The sequence below is a fragment of the Streptomyces sp. NPDC047002 genome (assembly GCF_040704505.1).
GTDB lineage: Bacteria > Actinomycetota > Actinomycetes > Streptomycetales > Streptomycetaceae > Streptomyces.
The window spans coordinates 1-15,816 of record NZ_JBEYWC010000009.1 but is presented as its reverse complement, the minus strand read 5'-3'; the positions used below and the strand labels follow the sequence as shown (position 1 = coordinate 15,816).

14 protein-coding genes and 1 rRNA gene are annotated in these 15,816 nt (G+C 76.1%); 3 read left to right on the top strand and 12 right to left on the bottom strand.

All coding sequences use genetic code 11. The features are described 5' to 3' along the window. Nucleotides 1–202: 202 nt before the first annotated feature. A complete protein-coding gene (locus AB0910_RS11400; RefSeq protein WP_366744320.1) occupies nucleotides 203–1,855 on the top strand; it encodes a PucR family transcriptional regulator in 1,653 nt (550 codons plus the stop codon). 30 nt (nucleotides 1,856–1,885) lie between these two features. Here the strand turns inward: AB0910_RS11400 and AB0910_RS11395 are convergent, their stop codons facing one another. The 5 genes from AB0910_RS11395 to AB0910_RS11375 form a co-directional block, all read right to left on the bottom strand. Continuing rightward, entirely contained in the window at nucleotides 1,886–3,001 is a 1,116-nt protein-coding gene (locus tag AB0910_RS11395) for a glycosyltransferase family 4 protein (protein ID WP_366744475.1), read from the bottom strand. Nucleotides 3,002–3,210: 209 nt separating this feature from the next. Beyond that, nucleotides 3,211–4,947: a DNA repair protein RecN gene (gene recN, locus AB0910_RS11390; protein WP_366744319.1), complete on the bottom strand. Its 1,737-nt coding sequence runs from the start codon at nucleotides 4,945–4,947 to the stop codon at nucleotides 3,211–3,213. A gap of 48 nt (nucleotides 4,948–4,995) precedes the next feature. Beyond that, nucleotides 4,996–5,925, bottom strand: coding sequence for an NAD kinase (locus tag AB0910_RS11385; protein ID WP_366744318.1), 930 nt, complete (start codon nucleotides 5,923–5,925; stop codon nucleotides 4,996–4,998). Further along, a complete protein-coding gene (locus AB0910_RS11380; RefSeq protein WP_366744317.1) occupies nucleotides 5,922–6,737 on the bottom strand; it encodes a TlyA family RNA methyltransferase in 816 nt (271 codons plus the stop codon). The genes AB0910_RS11385 and AB0910_RS11380 overlap by 4 nt, the downstream gene beginning before the upstream one ends. 7 nt (nucleotides 6,738–6,744) lie before the next feature. Further along, nucleotides 6,745–7,137, bottom strand: a complete 393-nt coding sequence (locus AB0910_RS11375) for a hypothetical protein (RefSeq protein ID WP_366744316.1) — start codon at nucleotides 7,135–7,137, stop codon at nucleotides 6,745–6,747. 42 nt (nucleotides 7,138–7,179) lie between these two features. Between AB0910_RS11375 and AB0910_RS11370 the strand changes: the two genes are divergently transcribed. Further along, complete coding sequence (locus tag AB0910_RS11370) at nucleotides 7,180–7,530, top strand: sterol-binding protein (RefSeq protein WP_366744315.1); 351 nt, start codon at nucleotides 7,180–7,182, stop codon at nucleotides 7,528–7,530. On the opposite strand, the gene AB0910_RS11365 is transcribed toward AB0910_RS11370, so the two are convergent. The 4 genes from AB0910_RS11365 to AB0910_RS11350 form a co-directional block, all read right to left on the bottom strand. Next, on the bottom strand, nucleotides 7,519–8,352 hold the full coding sequence (locus AB0910_RS11365) for an ABC transporter ATP-binding protein (RefSeq protein WP_366744314.1): 834 nt from the start codon (nucleotides 8,350–8,352) through the stop codon (nucleotides 7,519–7,521). The genes AB0910_RS11370 and AB0910_RS11365 overlap by 12 nt on opposite strands. Nucleotides 8,353–8,420: 68 nt before the next feature. Further along, complete coding sequence (locus tag AB0910_RS11360; RefSeq protein WP_366744474.1) at nucleotides 8,421–9,488, bottom strand: iron chelate uptake ABC transporter family permease subunit; 1,068 nt, start codon at nucleotides 9,486–9,488, stop codon at nucleotides 8,421–8,423. A 38-nt stretch (nucleotides 9,489–9,526) separates the two neighbouring features. Continuing rightward, nucleotides 9,527–10,582: an iron chelate uptake ABC transporter family permease subunit gene (locus tag AB0910_RS11355; protein WP_366744313.1), complete on the bottom strand. Its 1,056-nt coding sequence runs from the start codon at nucleotides 10,580–10,582 to the stop codon at nucleotides 9,527–9,529. Nucleotides 10,583–10,688: 106 nt separating this feature from the next. Further along, the gene (locus AB0910_RS11350) at nucleotides 10,689–11,756 is read right to left on the bottom strand and encodes an HAD-IIA family hydrolase (protein ID WP_366744312.1); all 1,068 of its coding nucleotides are present in this window, start codon (nucleotides 11,754–11,756) and stop codon (nucleotides 10,689–10,691) included. 70 nt (nucleotides 11,757–11,826) lie between these two features. Here AB0910_RS11350 and AB0910_RS11345 point away from each other — a divergent pair, with 70 nt between their 5' ends. Further along, nucleotides 11,827–13,101 (top strand): DUF1015 domain-containing protein, encoded by a 1,275-nt coding sequence (locus tag AB0910_RS11345; protein WP_366744311.1) that lies wholly within the window; start codon nucleotides 11,827–11,829, stop codon nucleotides 13,099–13,101. Between the two features lie 125 nt (nucleotides 13,102–13,226). Here AB0910_RS11345 and AB0910_RS11340 read toward each other — a convergent pair whose 3' ends face one another. From AB0910_RS11340 to rrf, 3 genes are all read right to left on the bottom strand, one after another. Then, nucleotides 13,227–14,186, bottom strand: a complete 960-nt coding sequence (locus tag AB0910_RS11340) for a hypothetical protein (protein ID WP_366744473.1) — start codon at nucleotides 14,184–14,186, stop codon at nucleotides 13,227–13,229. A 65-nt stretch (nucleotides 14,187–14,251) separates the two neighbouring features. Further along, entirely contained in the window at nucleotides 14,252–15,376 is a 1,125-nt protein-coding gene (locus tag AB0910_RS11335; protein WP_366744310.1) for a hypothetical protein, read from the bottom strand. A gap of 348 nt (nucleotides 15,377–15,724) precedes the next feature. Further along, nucleotides 15,725–15,816 (bottom strand): 5S ribosomal RNA (gene rrf / locus AB0910_RS11330); the annotation flags it as partial.

Here is a 15,816-nt window from a genome sequence, read left to right as displayed (position 1 = left end):
TGTTCCCTGCCCCCGGCCCCCGCGGATCGCGGCCCACGGGTGGTGGGCGATCTTCGCGGGGGCGCCGCGCGCCCGCAACCGACAGGTGGTCGCGGAATCCGGCGCCGCGCGCGACGGGCTGCCGGGTGTACGGGGCCGTGGCCACCGGCCGTGACGCGCCCGAGACGTCCGGGCAACACGGGCCGCGGGTAGGGTCCCCGGCATGGAGGCTCGGGGCGGCATCACCGTACGGCAGGCGCTCGGCCTGCCCGCGCTGCGGGGCGGGCTGCCCGAGGTCGTGGCGGGTGCCGACCGCCTCGGCGGCACGGTGCGCTGGGTGCACGCGGGCGAGGTGCCGAACATCGCGTCGCTCCTCAAGGGCGGCGAGCTGCTGCTGACGACGGGCCTCGGTCTCGGCCACCGGGCGGCGGAGCAGCGGGCGTTCGTGGGGCGCCTCGCCGAACGGGGCATCGCCGCGCTGGTGGTGGAGCTCGGTCCGCGCTTCGAGCGGCTGCCGCTGCCGCTGGTCGAGGCGGCGCGCGCGGCCGGGCTTCCGCTGGTGCAGCTGCACCGCGAGGTCGCCTTCGTCTCGGTCACGGAGGAGATCCACACCGAGATCGTCAACGGCCACTACGCGCTGCTGCGGCAGGCCGAGGAGGTGCACACGCGGTGCACGCACGCCCTGCTCGCGGGCGGCGGCGTGCCCCACGTGCTGCGCGTCCTCGCGGACTTCGTCCGCGGCCCGGTCTTCCTCGAAACCCCCGAGGGGCAGTTGCTGTACGCGGCGGGGCCCGGCGGATCCCCCGGGAACGGCTCAGACAACGCCTCGGAGAACACGGACGCGCTCGCCGTGTGGGAGGGGCTGCGGGGCGGCAGGGCCGCGCGGGAGGCCGGGCCGCCGCAGGGGTCGGTGCTGGTGGACGTGGCGGGCGGCGGGCAGGGCACGGGGGCGGTACGGGCCAGACTGGTGCTGCCCGCCGTGTCGGCGCCGCTCGGCCAGGCGCACCGGCTGGCGGCCGAGCGGGCCGCGGGCACGCTGGCCGTGGTGCTGATGCAGGCGCGGCAGGAGGAGGAGCTGGCGGCGCGCGGCCGGGGCGACTTCCTGACGGACCTCGCGGAGGGCCGGGTCGCGCCCGAGGCCGCGCCGGGCCGCGCGAAGGCGCTCGGCTTCAAGCCGGGCGGCGGCCCGCTGCTGCCCGTGGTGATGCGGCTCGCGCCGCAGCTCGCCCCCTCGGGCGACTGGGCGGTGCTCGCGCGTGCCGTGCTCGGGGAGCTCGCGTCGGTGGGCGTGCCGGTACTGCTGGGGGTGCGGCCCGTGGAGGGCCGGGTGCCGCTGCTGGTCGGGCTGCGGGCGGAGCAGGAGCGCACGGCGGTCGCCGACCGGGTGGCGACCGCCCTGCGGGCGGGTGTCGAGCGGGCAGGGCTCGAACGGGCAGGCGCGCAGCGGCCGGTGGTCGTGGTCGGCACGGCAGGCGGCTGGGCCGCGGCGAGCGCGGGGCTGCGGCACGCCGCGGAGACGGCCGCCGCGGCGCAGGGCCTCGGCGAGCCGCCGTGGTACGACGCCCGCGGCCTCGACATCGAGCTGCTGCTGTGGCGGCTGCGCGAACACCGGGACCTGGCGGCCTTCGTGGAGCGCGCGCTCGGCCCGCTGCTGGCCCACGACCGCGCGGCGCGGCCCCCGCTCCTGCCGACCCTCGAAAGCTATCTCGCGCACGCGGGCCGCAAGGCGGAGACGGCGAGGGAGCTGCACCTGAACCGGCAGACCCTCTACAACAGGCTCGCCAAAATCGGCGAGTTGCTCGGCCGCGACCTGGAAGAACCGGGGACCGTGCTGACGCTCAGCCTGGCGCTGCGCGCGCGCCGCCACACGCCCTGAGCGCGGTACGGGCGCGGCCCGGGCGCGCCGTCACAGGCCGGGCCGCGGGCCCCTGCCGCCGTGCGGGTGCGCCAACTCGTCGTAGACGCTGAGCACCTGGCCGACCGTCTCGTCCTCGGTGGGCCAGGTCGCGGCCTGCGCCCGCCCCGCCTCGGCGAGTTCGGCACGCCGCCGCGGGTCCCCGAGCAGCCGCAGCAGTGCCGCGCAGAGCGCGTCGGGGTCCCCGTACGGTACGAGCTCCGCGGCGCGGCCCACCAGTTCCGGCACGCCGCCCACGGCGGTGGCGACGAGCGGCACCCCGATGCGCAGCGCCTCCTGCGCGAGGACGGACCGCGACTCCCAGCGGCTCGGCAGCACGGCGACGTCGGCGGCGGCGAGGAGTTCCGCGACGTCGTCGCGGCGGCCGAGGAAGCACACCGGCAGGTCCTCGTCCTCGACGCGGCGCTGCAGCGCCGGGCGCTCCCTGCCCTCGCCCGCGACGACGAGCAGCGGCAGCGGGTCGGCGCCCGCGGTCCGCCAGCGCGCCACCGCGTCGAGCAGGAGGCCGTGGCCCCGCTCGGGCACCAGGCTGCCGACTGCCATCACCAGCGGCCGCTCCACCGCGCCGAGTTCGGCGCGCGCCTTGCTCTCGGCGCCGAGCGCGCGCGGCGGCCCGGCCGCGGGCACGGCGAGGGGCGCGAGCCGCACGTCGCCCGCGCCCCGCGCGCGTGCCGTGTCGACCAGGTCGGAGGAGGTCGCGAAGATGACGGACGCGGCGCGCAGCGCCCGCCGCTCCAGCAGCCGGTTGACCGTGCCGCGGGCGCCCTCCTCGGCCGAGCGGGTGTGCCAGGTGACGACGAGCGGCACGGCCCTGCCGCCGAGCGCGAGCGCGGTGCGGGCCGCCGCGTGCAGCCCGTGGGCGTGCACGAGGTCGGCGCCGGTGCAGGCGGCGCGCAGCGCGGCCACCGCCACGGGGTCGCTCCTGCGCGGCACGGGGAGGTGCCGGGCGCCGCAGCCGCGGAAGTCGTAGGCGCGCTCGACCGCGTCGGGCGCGCACACCGTCACCCGCACCCCGTGCGCGACGAGCCCCGCGGCGAGGGACCTGACGTGCGCGCTGCTGCCCGCGCTGCCGCCGCCGAGCACCTGGACCGTACGCAGCGGTGTCACCTGGAGGGGCTCCCGGGTTCGAGGTGGGTTGCTCACGTCGCCCCCAAGGATGCCAGTTCGCCCGGACGCCACTCGGCCGACGGCGTCACCCGTGGGGGTGATGGACGGCCCGCCCACCGTACGCGCCCCGGCACACGCGCCCGCGCGCCGTGCGGACCGTACCCCGCCCGCCCCGCACGCGCCGTACGCCCCGGGCCTGTGCGGGAGTGTCAGGCGTCCGCCTGCGCCGACGCAAGGAGTTCCTCGGCGTGGGCACGCGCAGAGGACGAGTCCGACTGGCCCGCGAGCATCCGGGACAGCTCCCGCACCCGGTCCTCGCCTTCGAGCACGGTCACGCCCGAGCTGGTCACGGAGCCGTCGTGGGTCTTCTCCACGAGCAGCTGCCGGTCGGCGAACGCGGCGACCTGCGGCAGGTGCGTGACCACCACGACCTGCGCCGATTTGGCGAGTTTCGCGAGCCGCCTGCCGACCTCGACCGCGGCCTTGCCGCCGACGCCCGCGTCGACCTCGTCGAACAGGTACGTCGGCACCGGGTCGGAGCCCGCGAACACGACCTCCACCGCGAGCATCACCCGGGACAGCTCGCCGCCGGAGGCGCCCCGCGCGATGGGCCGCGGCTGCGCGCCGGGGTGCGGGGCGAGCAGCAGCTCGACCTCGTCGGCGCCGTGCGGCCCGTACGCCACCGTGCGGCCGCCGACCTCGACGCCCTCCTCCGCCGCCACCTGGCTGATCGCGAAGGACACCCGCGCGTGCGGCATGGCGAGCGAGGCGAGCTCCTCGGTGACGGCGGCGGCGAACCGCTCGGCCGCCTCCGTGCGCGCGTCGCTGAGCGCCTGGGCGAGCCCGGCCAGCTCGCCGCGCAACGCGTCTCGCTCCGCGGTCAGTTCGCCGATGCGGACGTCGTCGCCTTCCAGCTCGGTCAGCCGCGCTGCGCTCTCCTCGGCCCAGGCGAGCACGGCCGCGGTGTCCTCGCCGTACTTGCGGGTGAGCGCGGTGAGCGCGGCGCGGCGCTCCTCGACGGCCGCGAGGCGCAGCGGGTCGGCGTCCAGGTCGTCCGCGTAGCCGGCGAGTTCGCCCGCCACATCGGTCAGGAGGATGGAGATCTCGCCCATACGCTCGGCGAGCCCGCCGAGCACCGGGTCGTGGGAGCGGACCGCGTCGAGCGCGCGCCCGGCGGCCGCGACGAGCGTCGTGGCGTCGACGGCCTCCGGGTCCTCCGGCACGCCCGCGAGCGCCGCGTGCGCGACGGAGGCGGCGGAGGCGAGGGCCTCCGCGTTGCCGAGGCGCTCGGCCTCGGCGGCGAGCTCGGCGTCCTCGCCCGCCACGGGCTCCACCGCGGCGATCTCGCCGAGCCCGAACCGCAGCAGGTCGGCCTCCTGCGCCCGCTCGCGGGCCCTGGTGGTCAGCTCGTCGAGCTCTGCGGAGACGTCCCGCAGCCGCCGGTACGCGGCGAGGTACTTCTCGTGCGGCACGGACACCGCCTCGCCCGCGTACCTGTCGAGCGCGCCGCGCTGCCTGGCCGGGCGCAGCAGGCCCTGCTGGTCGGTCTGGCCGTGCACGGCGACGAGATCGTCGGCGAGTTCGCCGAGCACCCCGACCGGCACGGATCTGCCGCCGAGGTGGGCGCGGGAGCGCCCCTCGGCCGAGACGGTCCTGCTGATCAGCAGCGCGCCCTCGTCGAGCTCGGCGCCCGCCTCCTGCGCGCGGGCGGCGGCCGGGGCGCCGGGCGCGAGCCGCAGCCTGCCCTCGACGACGGCCGCCTTGGCCCCGATCCTCACGAGCCCGGGATCGGCGCGCCCGCCGAGCAGCAGCGCGAGGCTGGTGACGACCATGGTCTTGCCCGCGCCGGTCTCACCGGTCACCGCCGTGAAGCCGGGCGACAGCTCGACCACGGCGTCGTCGATGACACCGAGCGACCGTATCCGCATTTCCTCCAACACGGTCATGACCATACGAGGTGCACGCCCGCGCACGCCACGTCGAGGGGTGCCGCGTCAGCGCGGCGCGCCCCGCCACCCGGAGACCGGCAGTGCGAATTTCGCGACGAGGCGGTCCGTGAACGAGGCGTGGTGCAGCCGCGCGAGCCGTACGGGCACGGCGCCGCGCCGCACCTCGACCCGGGCGCCCGCGGGCAGTTCGACGGTCCTGCGGCCGTCGCACCACAGCACGCCGTGCGGCCCCTCCGCCTGCACCTCCACCGCGAGGACCGTGGTGGGCGAGGTGACGAGCGGCTTGGCGAACAGCGCGTGCGCGCTGATCGGCACCATCAGCAGCGCCTCCACGTCGGGCCACACCACGGGCCCGCCGGCGGAGAACGCGTAGGCGGTGGAGCCCGTGGGGGTGGCGCAGACGATGCCGTCGCAGCCGAAGCCGGTGACCGGCCGGCCGTCGATCTCCAGCACGACCTCCAGCATCCGCTCGGGCGAGACCTTCTGGACGGCGGCCTCGTTGAGGGCCCAGTCGGTGTGCACTATGTCGCCGTCCGCGTGCACGACCACGTCGATGGTCATGCGCTCCTCGACGTCGTACGAGCGGCTGACGACCCGGTCGACGACGCGGGCGAGGTCGTCGCGCTCCGCCTCGGCGAGGAAGCCGACCCGGCCGAGGTTGACGCCGAGCATCGGCACGCCGGAGGCGCGGGCGAAGGCGGCGCCGCGCAGCAGGGTCCCGTCGCCGCCGAGCACGATCAGCAGTTCGCACCCGTCGAGGACCTCGGGCGTGGCGTCCTCGACGGTCCGCACGGCCTCCGGCAGGCCCGGCAGGTCGGCCGCCTCCGCCTCCAGCACGCGCACGCCGATGCCGCCTGCGACCAGCGCCTTGACGACGAGTTCCGCGCTGCGCACGGCGGCCGCCCTGCCGGTGTGCGCGAGCAGGAACACCGTGCGGCCCGGCTCCGTCGCCGCGGCCTTCGTCCCTGACGTCACTTGGGTCCCTCCGAAACCGCTCGGTCCACCGCTGCCGGGTCGAGCGCAGGCGCGCCCGCCCGCAGCCACAGGAAGTACTCGACATTGCCCGAGGGGCCCGGCAGGGGGCTCGCCGTGACGCCCCTGACGCCGAGTCCCCGCTCCGCGGCGCGCCGCGCCACACCGGTCACGGCCTCGGCGCGCAGCTCGGGGCTGCGCACGACGCCGCCGCTGCCGAGCCGCTCCTTGCCGACCTCGAACTGCGGCTTGACCATCAGCACCAGGTCGGCGCCGGGCGCCGAGCAGGCCACGAGGGCGGGCAGCACCAGGCCGAGCGGGATGAAGGAGAGGTCGCCGACGACCAGGTCGACGGGGGTGCCGCCGAGCGCGTCGAGCGTCAGTTCGCGGACGTTGGTGCGGTCCTTGACGGTGACCCGCTCGTCGTTCCTGAGCGCCCACACCAGCTGCCCGTAGCCGACGTCGACCGCGACCACGTGGGCGGCGCCCGCGCGCAGCAGCACGTCGGTGAAGCCGCCGGTGGACGCCCCCGCGTCGAGCGCCCGCCGGCCCTCGACGGCCAGCCCGAGCGGCCGGAACGCGTCGAGCGCGCCGGCCAGCTTGTGGCCGCCGCGCGAGGCGTAGCCGGGGTCGGAGGCGTCCGCGGTGACGACGACCGCGGCGCTCGTCTCGACCTGGGTGGCGGCCTTCGTCGCGGTCATGCCGCCCACGGTGACGCGGCCGGCGGCGATCAGCCGGGACGCGTGCTCCCGCGAGCGCGCCAGTTCGCGGCGCACCAGCTCGGCGTCGAGGCGTCGGCGTGCCAGTCCTGCCACGTGGGTCTCAGCTCCTGTGCTCGTGCGGGGGTGGTACGGGGCGGGCGTCCAGCGCGCTGAGCGCCTCACGCAGTCCCTGGTGAACATCCTCGTACACCGCGATATGCCCGTCGGTGGGCAGGTGGTCGGCGTCGGCGAGGCGGGCGAGGCTCGCGTCGACCCGCGCGTCGCCCGTCGGGGTGCGCTCGACGCCGAGCGGCGCGGGGGCCGCAGGCTCCGCGGGCCGCGGCCCCGCGGCGTCCGCGCCGCGCCCCTCGGCGCCTGGCTCCCCCTCGGCGGGCCCCGGCGCGGCCGTGTCCTGCCCGGCCGCGGCCGGGGCGGCCGGGGCGCCGGGGTGCCCGCCGCCGGCCTGCGGCCCCGGGCGCTCCGCCTCTTCGCGGTCGGGGGTCGTGTCGCTCATGGCGGAACGCTACCGCGCCGGCCTCCGGTACGGTCGTCCCCCATGGCCACCCCCCAGCAGTGCAGGGACGCGCTCGACCGGCTCGCGCAGAACCTCGCGGGCGCGGACGGCGCGGTGCGCGCCGCGGCCCGGCTCGACCGCTCGCTCAGCTGCCACATCACGGACCTCGGCCTCACGTTCACCGGCCGGCTGCGCGGCGGCACGGTCGAGGTCGACGACGCCGTACGGCAGGGGCCGCCCGCCGAGCGTGCGCAGATCAGGCTCACGACGACGGGCGACGACCTGGTGGCGCTGGTGGAAGGGCGGCTCGACTTCGTCAGGGCGTGGGGCTCGGGCCGGGTGAGGTTCGAGGCGGGCGTGCGGGACCTGCTGCGGCTGCGGTCACTGCTGTAGCGACGCCTCCGCGCGCTCCTGGCCCGCCCCCGCGGCGCGGGCCCGCCGCCCGGCGGGCACGACGAGGGGCGTGCCGGTCTCCGGGTCCTGGATGACCTGGCAGCGCAGTCCGAACACCTTCTCCACGAGCGGCGCCGTGACGACGTCGGCGGGTGCGCCCTCCGCCACGACGCGCCCCTCGCGCATCGCGATCAGGTGGGTGGCGTAGCGGGCGGCGTGGTTGAGGTCGTGGAGGACTGCGACGAGCGTGCGGCCCTGGGTCTCGTGGAGCTCGGCGCACAGGTCGAGCACGTCGATCTGGTGTTGGATGTCGAGGAAGGTGGTGGGCTCGTCGAGCAGCAGCAGCGGCGTCTGCTGGGCGAGCGCCATGGCGATCCACACGCGCTGGCGCTGGCCGCCCGACAGCTCGTCCACGTACCGCTCGGCGAGTTCGGCGATCCGGGTCGCCGCCATCGACTCGTGCACGATCCGCTCGTCGTCGGGCGACCACTGCCGCAGCAGGCCCTGGTGGGGGTAGCGGCCGCGCGCGACCAGGTCGGCGACGGTGATGCCGTCGGGCGCCGTCGAGGACTGGGGAAGCAGCCCGAGCGTCCTCGCGACCTTCTTGGCGGGCATGGTGTGGATGGCGGCCCCGTCGAGCAGGACCCGGCCCTGGGCGGGCTTGAGCATCCGGGACAGGGCGCGCAGCAGGGTCGACTTGCCGCAGGCGTTGGGGCCGACGACGACCGTGAAGGAGTGGTCGGGTATCTCCAGGGACAGGTCTCGGGAGATCACCCTGCGGTCGTAGCCGAGGGTCAGGGACTCCGCGGTGAGGCGCTGCATCGTCGTACTCCTGGAGGGCTCGGGGTGTGCGGTCGGTGGGTGCGGTGTGCCGGACGGCGCGCGCGGTGTCATATCCGGCCCGCCTTGCGCTCGGTCACCAGCAGCCAGAGCAGGTAGACGCCGCCGACCACGGCCGTGACCACGCCCGCGGGCAGCTGCCTGTCACCGAAGGCGTGCGTGGCGAGCAGGTCGGCCACGCACAGCAGCAGCGCCCCCATCGCCGCGGAGGCGGCCAGGTTGGGCCCGGGGGCGCGGGTGAGCCTGCGGGCGAGCTGCGGGGCGCTGAGGGAGACGAAGGTGATGGGCCCGGCAGCGGCGGTCGCCGCGCCGACGAGCAGGACCGCGCACGCCATCAGCAGGATGCGGGTGCGCTGGACGGGCACGCCGAGCGCGTACGCCGCGTCGTCGCCCATCTCCATCATCCGCAGCCGCCGCCCGCCTGAGAGGGTCAGCGGCATCAGGACGGCGCAGAGGGCGAGCAGCGGCCACACCTGGCTCCAGGCGGCGCCGTCGATGGTTCCTGTCATCCACAGCACGGCGCGCGTCGCGTCGACGAGGTCGGCCTTGGTGATCAGGTACTGGGTGACGGCGGTGAGCATCGCGGCCGCACCGATGCCGACGAGCACGAGCCGGTAGCCGTGCACGCCGCGCTTCCAGGCGAGCAGGTAGATCGCGGCGCCGGTCACGAGCCCGCCGACGATGGCGCCGAGCGCGGTCTGCGCCGCGCCGCCGTGCAGCAGGATGATGGCGCCGAGCGCGCCGACCGAGGCGCCCTGGCCGAAGCCGATGACGTCGGGGCTGCCGAGCGGGTTGCGGGTGACGGACTGGAAGACCGCGCCGCCGAGGCCGAGGCAGGCGCCGACGAGCAGCCCGACGAGGGCGCGCGGCAGCCTGAGGTCCCGCACGATGAACTCCTGCGCGGGGCTGCCGCCGCCGAACAGGGTGGTGAGCACCGTGCCGGGTGACATCGGGTAGTCGCCGCTGCCGATGACGACGACGCCGGCGAGCAGCGCGGCGGCGAGCAGCAGCAGGAGCACCAGGGCCGTCCTGCTCTCGATCCGTACGGACAGCAGCCCGCCGGGGGTGCGTACTGCCCTGACCGCGCGGCCGCGGCGTGGCGGGCGGCCGCCCGGCAGGGTGTCAGGGGCGGCCGAGGGGGAGGGAACGCGGGCGGTCACAGCTTCGCCATCCTCTTGCGCCGTACGAGATGGATGAAGACGGGCCCGCCGATCAGCGCGGTCACGATGCCCACCTGGATCTCGGAGGGCCGCGCCACGACCCGGCCCACCACGTCGGAACCGATCAGCAGCACGGGCGCGAGGACCGCCGCGTACGGCAGGATCCACCGCATGTCGGGCCCGGTGATGCCCCGCACCAGGTGCGGCACCATCAGGCCGACGAAGACGATGGGCCCGCAGGCCGCGGTCGCGGCGCCGCACAGCAGGGTCACCGACGCCATCGCGAGGACGCGGGTGCGGGTGAGGTGCGCGCCGAGCGCGCGTGCCGTGTCGTCGCCCATCTCCATGGCGTTCAGCGGCCGCGCGATGAGCAGTGAGAGCAGCATCCCGGCCGCGATGAACGGCCACATCTTCCGGATGGTCGACATGTCGGCGGACGCGAGCGAGCCGACCGTCCAGAACCTGAGCTGGTCGAGCGCCGCGGTGTTGAGCAGCTGCACCGCGTTGACGTACCCGTACAGCGCCGCGCTCGCCGCGGTGCCCGCGAGCGCCAGCCGCACGGGCGTGGCGCTGCGGCTGCCGCCCAGCACGTACACGGCGGCCGAGACCACGGCAGCGCCGAGGAACGCGAACCACACGTATCCGGTGAAGGAGCTGACGCCGAGGAAGCTGATGGCCGACACGACGGACGCCGAGGCGCCCGCGTTGACCCCGAGCAGGCCGGGCTCGGCGAGCGGGTTGCGGGTGAGCGCCTGCATCACCGCGCCCGCGAGCCCGAGCGCGGCGCCCGCGAGCAGCCCGATCACCGTGCGCGGCACCCGCACCTGGCTGACGATGACGTCGTTGCGGGTGCCCGTGGACGAGAACAGCCCGTGCCACACGTCACCGATCGGCATGGACTTGGCGCCGACGGCGACGCTCAGCACGCACACGGCGGCGAGCAGCGCGAGGGCCACGACGAGCCCCACGCCCCGCACGGTCCTGCGGCCGCGGGGCACCGGCGCGGCGACCGCCTGCGCGCCGCTCTGTTCTGGAGGGCTTTCGACCAACACGAAGGTTAGGCTAGCCTACCCTCCTCGCGGGATCGATGGTGAGTACATCACGATCCGTCCCCGTGCCGTGCCGGAACGCGGCACCGGCCCTCCTCGCGGGACCCCCTCACTCCACCAGCCGGGCCAGCGCCTTGTCCGCGTCCAGGTCGCAGCGGCCGTCGCCCGCCCGGGTCCAGGCCGCGGCGCACAGCGCGCGCAGCCCGTCCACGCGGTCACGGTCCGCGCCGCCTCGCGCATCCGCGGCGCGCTCCCCCGCGGCGTCGAGGCGGAGCGCGCCGCCGTCGGCGGACGCCGTCCACCGGCCGCAGCTGAACGCCCCGCCGCCCGCTTCCGCCACCTCCGGCTGCTCTGCCAGCAGTCCGCGCAGGTCCGCGTCGACATACGTCGGCCGGTGCCGGGGCCCTGCGGCGAGCAGCTGCCGCGCGTCGGTCACCCCGGTCAGCACGAGCAGCGAGTCGACGCCCCCGTTGAACGCGCCCTCGATGTCGGTGTCGAGCCGGTCCCCCACCACCAGCGGGCGGCGCGCGCCGCTGCGCAGGATCGTCTCCCGGTGCATCGGCGGCAGCGGCTTGCCCGCGACCCGCGGCTCCGCGCCCGTCGCGATCCGCACGACCTCGACGGCCGCGCCGTTGCCCGGCACGATGCCCCGCGGGCTCGGGATGGTCAGGTCCGTGTTGGAGGCGAACCACGGGACGCCCGCGTTGACGGCGGCGCACGCCTCCCAGAACCGCCGCCACGCCATGTCGGGCCCGCCGTAGCCCTGCGCGACGGCGGCGGGCCCGTCGTCCGCGGACTCCACCGGCACCAGGCCGCGCTCGCGCAGCGCGAGCCGCAGCCCCTCGCCGCCGACGACCAGCACGCGTGACCCCTCGGGCACCTCGTCGGCGATCAGCCGGGCCACCGCCTGCGCCGAGGTGATCACGTCCTCGGGCGACGCGGGCACCCCCAGCTCGGTGAGGTGCTCCGCCACGTCGCGCGGGGGCCTGAGCGCGTTGTTGGTGACGTACGCGAGCCCCATGCCCGCGGCGCGCGCCGCCGCCAGCGCGTCCACGGCGTGCTCCACCGCATCGCCGCCCGTGTACACCACCCCGTCCAGATCGAGCAGCGCCGTGTCGTACACCGCGCTCGGCGCGGCGCCGCTGGCGCCCGGCCTGGTCCTGCTCGGCTGACTCATCGCCCGTACTCCTCGCTCCGGCTGCTCACCCGATCATCGCTCATACCGGCAGCGCACATACGATGCACGGATGAACAGCACAGGCCGGGCAGGCGGGGGGCTCCGGCTGGCCGCGTTCCAGGGCGTGCGGTACGTGCCGGAGCGGGTGACCAGCCTGTCCGCCGTGACGTCGCCGCCGTACGACGTGGTGGTACGCCCCGACGGGCTGCACCACCTGGAGTCCGCGGACCCGCACAACATCGTGCGGCTGATCCTCCCGCAGGGCCCGACCGCGGAGAGCCGCCACCGGCAGGCGGAGCTGACCCTGGAGCGCTGGCTCGCCGACGGCGTGCTGGCCGCCGACCCCGAGCCCGCCCTGTACGTGTACGAGCAGCGCGGCGACGGCCTCCTCCAGCGCGGGGTGATCGGCGCGCTGGCGCTCTCCGAGCCCGCCGAAGGCGTCGTGCTCCCGCACGAGGACGTGATGCAGGACGTCGTCGAAGACCGCGCCGACCTGATGCGCACCACCGCGACCAACCTGGAGCCGCTGCTCCTCACCTACCAGGGCGGCGAAGCCGACCCCACGGCGCGCATCGTCGACCGGGTCGCGGAGCGCGCCCCGCTCCTCGCCACGACGACGGAGGACGGCTTCGCGCACCGCCTGTGGGCGGTGACGGACCCGGCGGACCAGGCGGAGATCGCCGACGGGCTCGCCCGCCACCAGGCGCTCATCGCGGACGGGCACCACCGCTGGGCGACCTATCTGCGGCTGCGCGCGGAGCACGGCGGCGCCGGCCCCTGGGCATACGGCCTCGTCCTGCTGGTCGACACGGCGCGCCACCCGCTGCGCGTGCGCGCCATCCACCGCCTGCTGCACGGGCTGCCGGTGGCCGACGCCGTGGCGGCGCTCGATGCCGTCTGCCGGGTACGGCGGCTCTCGGCAGGCCTGCCCGAGGCCCTCGACGCGCTCGCCGCCGCGGCGGCCGAGAGCAACGCGTACCTGCTCGCGGGCGACGGCGGCTTCCACCTCGTGGACCACCCCGATCCGGCGCTGCTTGCCCGCACGATCCGCGCGGACCGCCCGGCGGCCTGGCGCTCCCTGGACGCGACGGTCCTGCACAGCGCCCTGCTCGACACGGTCCTGCGGGTCCCTGACGCGCCGGAGCACATCGCGTACCTCCACGAAGCGGAGGCCGCGGTCGCCAAGGCCGAGCACGACGGCAGCACGGCGGTGCTGCTGCACCCGGTGCGCGAAGAGGTCGTACGCGACCTCGCGCGCCAGGGCGTCACCATGCCGCGCAAGTCGACCTCGTTCGGCCCCAAGCCCGCGACGGGCCTGGTCCTGCGCACCCTCGGCACCGCCTGAGCCGGGCGGCGCTCCGGCCCCGCGCGTCGTCGCGTGTCCCCGCGTACCGCCGCCCGTCCTCGCGCCGGACATGCCGAGGGGCCCGCGCCCTGAAACAGGCGCGGGCCCCCCGGACACGGCGGTGGTCAGTCGTCGTCGGCGCCGGCCTCCCGCGGGACGGCCCGCGGCGCCTCGTCGTCCGTCCGCTTCTCGTCCGGCCCGGGTTCGGCCCGGGACGTCGCGGGCTCTGTCCTGGCCGTGTCGGATTCGGTCGTGGCGGCGGCGCGGGGTTCGTCCTCCGCGGCCGTGTCGGCGGATCCGGTGTCCCCGGCGACGGCGTCCCCGGCGGGCTCGGCGTCGTCCGTGGCGTCATCGTCCGTGGCGTCGGCGCCGTCGTCCGTGACGTCGGCGTCCTCGGCCAGACCGGTGCCCGCGGCCGTGTCGGTGCCGGCGGCCTCTCCCGGTGCCTCGGCGGCGCCGTCCTCGTCGGCCAGGGCGTCCACGAACTCGATACCGTCGAGTTCGGCGAGCCGGTCGGAGGCGTCGGTGGCGCCGTCCTTGTCGGCCTCGATGGCGCGGGCGAACCACTCGCGGGCCTCGCCCTCGCGGTCCGCGGCGAGAAGCGCGTCCGCGTAGGCGTAGCGCAGCCGCGCGGTCCACGGGTGGATGGCGTGCGAGGCGAGCTCAGGGCTCTGGAGCGTCACGATCGCCGCGTCGAGCTGTCCCATGTCGCGGCGCGCACCCGCGGCCACCAGTCGCATCTCGACCTGCCCGGCCTTGTCCAGCTTCTGCACCTCGGACTCGCCCGCCATGGCGAGCGCACGCTCGGGCCTGCCGAGTCCGCGCTCGCAGTCGGCCATCACGGGCCACAGCTCGACATTGCCGGTCATCCGCCGTGCGGCCCGGAACTCGGCCAGGGCCTCGGAGTACTTCTGCGTGGCGTACGCGGCGAACCCCGCTGCCTCCCGCACGGCGGCGACGCGGGACGCGAGCCGCAGCGCGATCCGCGAGTAGGCGTACGCCTGCTCGGGCTCCTCGTCGATCAGCTGCGCCACCATCACCAGGTTCCGGGCGACGTCGTCGGCGAGGGTCTTGGGCAGGCTCATCAGCTCCTGCCTGACGTCCTTGTCGATCTCCTCACCGGTGACCTCCGGCGGGATCGGCAGGCGCTTCACCGGCTCGCGATCGCCCCTGTCGCGGTCCCGGTCCCGGTCGTCGCGGCGGCCGTAGCCGCCGCCACCGCGCCGGTCGTCACGCCGGTCATCCCTGCGGAAACCGCCGCGGTCGTCGCGCCCGCGGTAACCGCCACGGTCCCCGCGGTCCCGGTCGTCACGGCGGGGCGCCGGACGGTCATCGCGACGGAACCCGCCACGGTCACGGTCGTCGCGGCGCCCGTAGCCGCCACCGCCGCCGGGGCGCCCCCCGCGGTCGTCCTCACGGCGCGGCCCGCGCGGCCGGTCGTCGCGGCGGTCGTCCCTACGGTCGTCGTACCGCCCGGCCGGCCGGTCGTCCCTGCGGTACGTGGGACGGTCGTCGCGCCGGTCGTCGCGCCGGAACCCGCCACGCTCCCCGCCACGGTCGTCACGGCGGGGCGCCGGACGGTCATCACGGCGGAAGGAGGGACGGTCGCCACCGCGGTCGTCACGCCGGTCGTCGCGACGGAAGCCCCCACGGTCATCGCGGCGGTCGCTGCCACGGTCGTCGCGGCGGAAGGAGGAGGGGCGGTCGCTGCCACGGTCGTCACGGCGGAAGGAGGAGGGGCGGTCGCTGCCACGGTCGTCACGGCGAGGCGCCGGACGGTCGTCGCGGCGGAACCCGCCACGGTCATCACGGCGGTCGTCACGACGGAACCCGCCACGCTCCCCACCCCGGTCGTCACGGCGCGGTGCCGGACGGTCGTCACGGCGGAAGGCAGGACGGTCCCCGCCCCGGTCGTCACGGCGAGGCGCGGGCCGGTCGTCGCGGCGGAACCCGCCACGGTCATCACGGCGGTCGTCACGACGGAACCCGCCACGCTCCCCACCCCGGTCGTCACGGCGGGGCGCCGGACGGTCATCACGGCGGAAGGAGGGGCGGTCCCCGCCCCGGTCGTCACGGTGGTCGTCGCGGCGGAAGCCTCCACGGTCGCCACCACGGTCATCGCGGCGCTCGCCGCCACGGTCGTCACGCCGGAAGGAGGGACGGTCGTCGCGGTCCCTGCGCCCGTATCCGCCGGAACCGCCGGGCCGACCGCCCCGGTCGTCGTCGCGGCGGAAGCCGCCGCGATCCCCACCACGATCACGGTCGTCGCGGCCACCGCGGAATCCACCGCGGTCGCCCCGGTCGTCACGGCGCGGACCCGACCGGTCGTCCCGGCGGTCGTCACGCCGGAAGGACGGCCGGTCGTCCGAACGTCCGCGGAAGCCGCTCCGGTTGTCACCACTGTCCCTGCGACGCGGCTCGCGCTCAGGACGGTCGTCGGAGGAATTGGGGGACATCGGTAAAGCTCCTGTCTCAGGGCACCGCGATCTGTCGGAAGTGCCGTAGTAGTCGTCGTCGCGCAGCCGGCGAACCGCTGCACGGGTGTGTGCATTGCCGCGAAGAACGCAACAAAAAAGGACCCGTGGTCCAGCTTGAATGCTGGACCACGGGTCCCAGAAAAATTGTTCGGCGGCGACCTACTCTCCCACAAGGTCCCCCTTGCAGTACCATCGGCGCAATAAGGCTTAGCTTCCGGGTTCGGAATGTAACCGGGCG

Bases quoted from the DNA above. Each gene is read 5' to 3' on its own strand.
- AB0910_RS11345 (WP_366744311.1), top strand. From the start codon at position 11,827: ATGAACAGCACAGGCCGGGCAGGCGGGGGGCTCCGGCTGGCCGCGTTC.
- AB0910_RS11400 (WP_366744320.1), top strand. From the start codon at position 203: ATGGAGGCTCGGGGCGGCATCACCGTACGGCAGGCGCTCGGCCTGCCC.
- recN (WP_366744319.1), bottom strand. From the start codon at position 4,947: ATGACCGTGTTGGAGGAAATGCGGATACGGTCGCTCGGTGTCATCGAC.
- AB0910_RS11365 (WP_366744314.1), bottom strand. From the start codon at position 8,352: ATGCAGCGCCTCACCGCGGAGTCCCTGACCCTCGGCTACGACCGCAGG.
- AB0910_RS11340 (WP_366744473.1), bottom strand. From the start codon at position 14,186: ATGAGCCTGCCCAAGACCCTCGCCGACGACGTCGCCCGGAACCTGGTG.
- AB0910_RS11350 (WP_366744312.1), bottom strand. From the start codon at position 11,756: ATGAGTCAGCCGAGCAGGACCAGGCCGGGCGCCAGCGGCGCCGCGCCG.
- AB0910_RS11375 (WP_366744316.1), bottom strand. From the start codon at position 7,137: ATGAGCGACACGACCCCCGACCGCGAAGAGGCGGAGCGCCCGGGGCCG.
- AB0910_RS11370 (WP_366744315.1), top strand. From the start codon at position 7,180: ATGGCCACCCCCCAGCAGTGCAGGGACGCGCTCGACCGGCTCGCGCAG.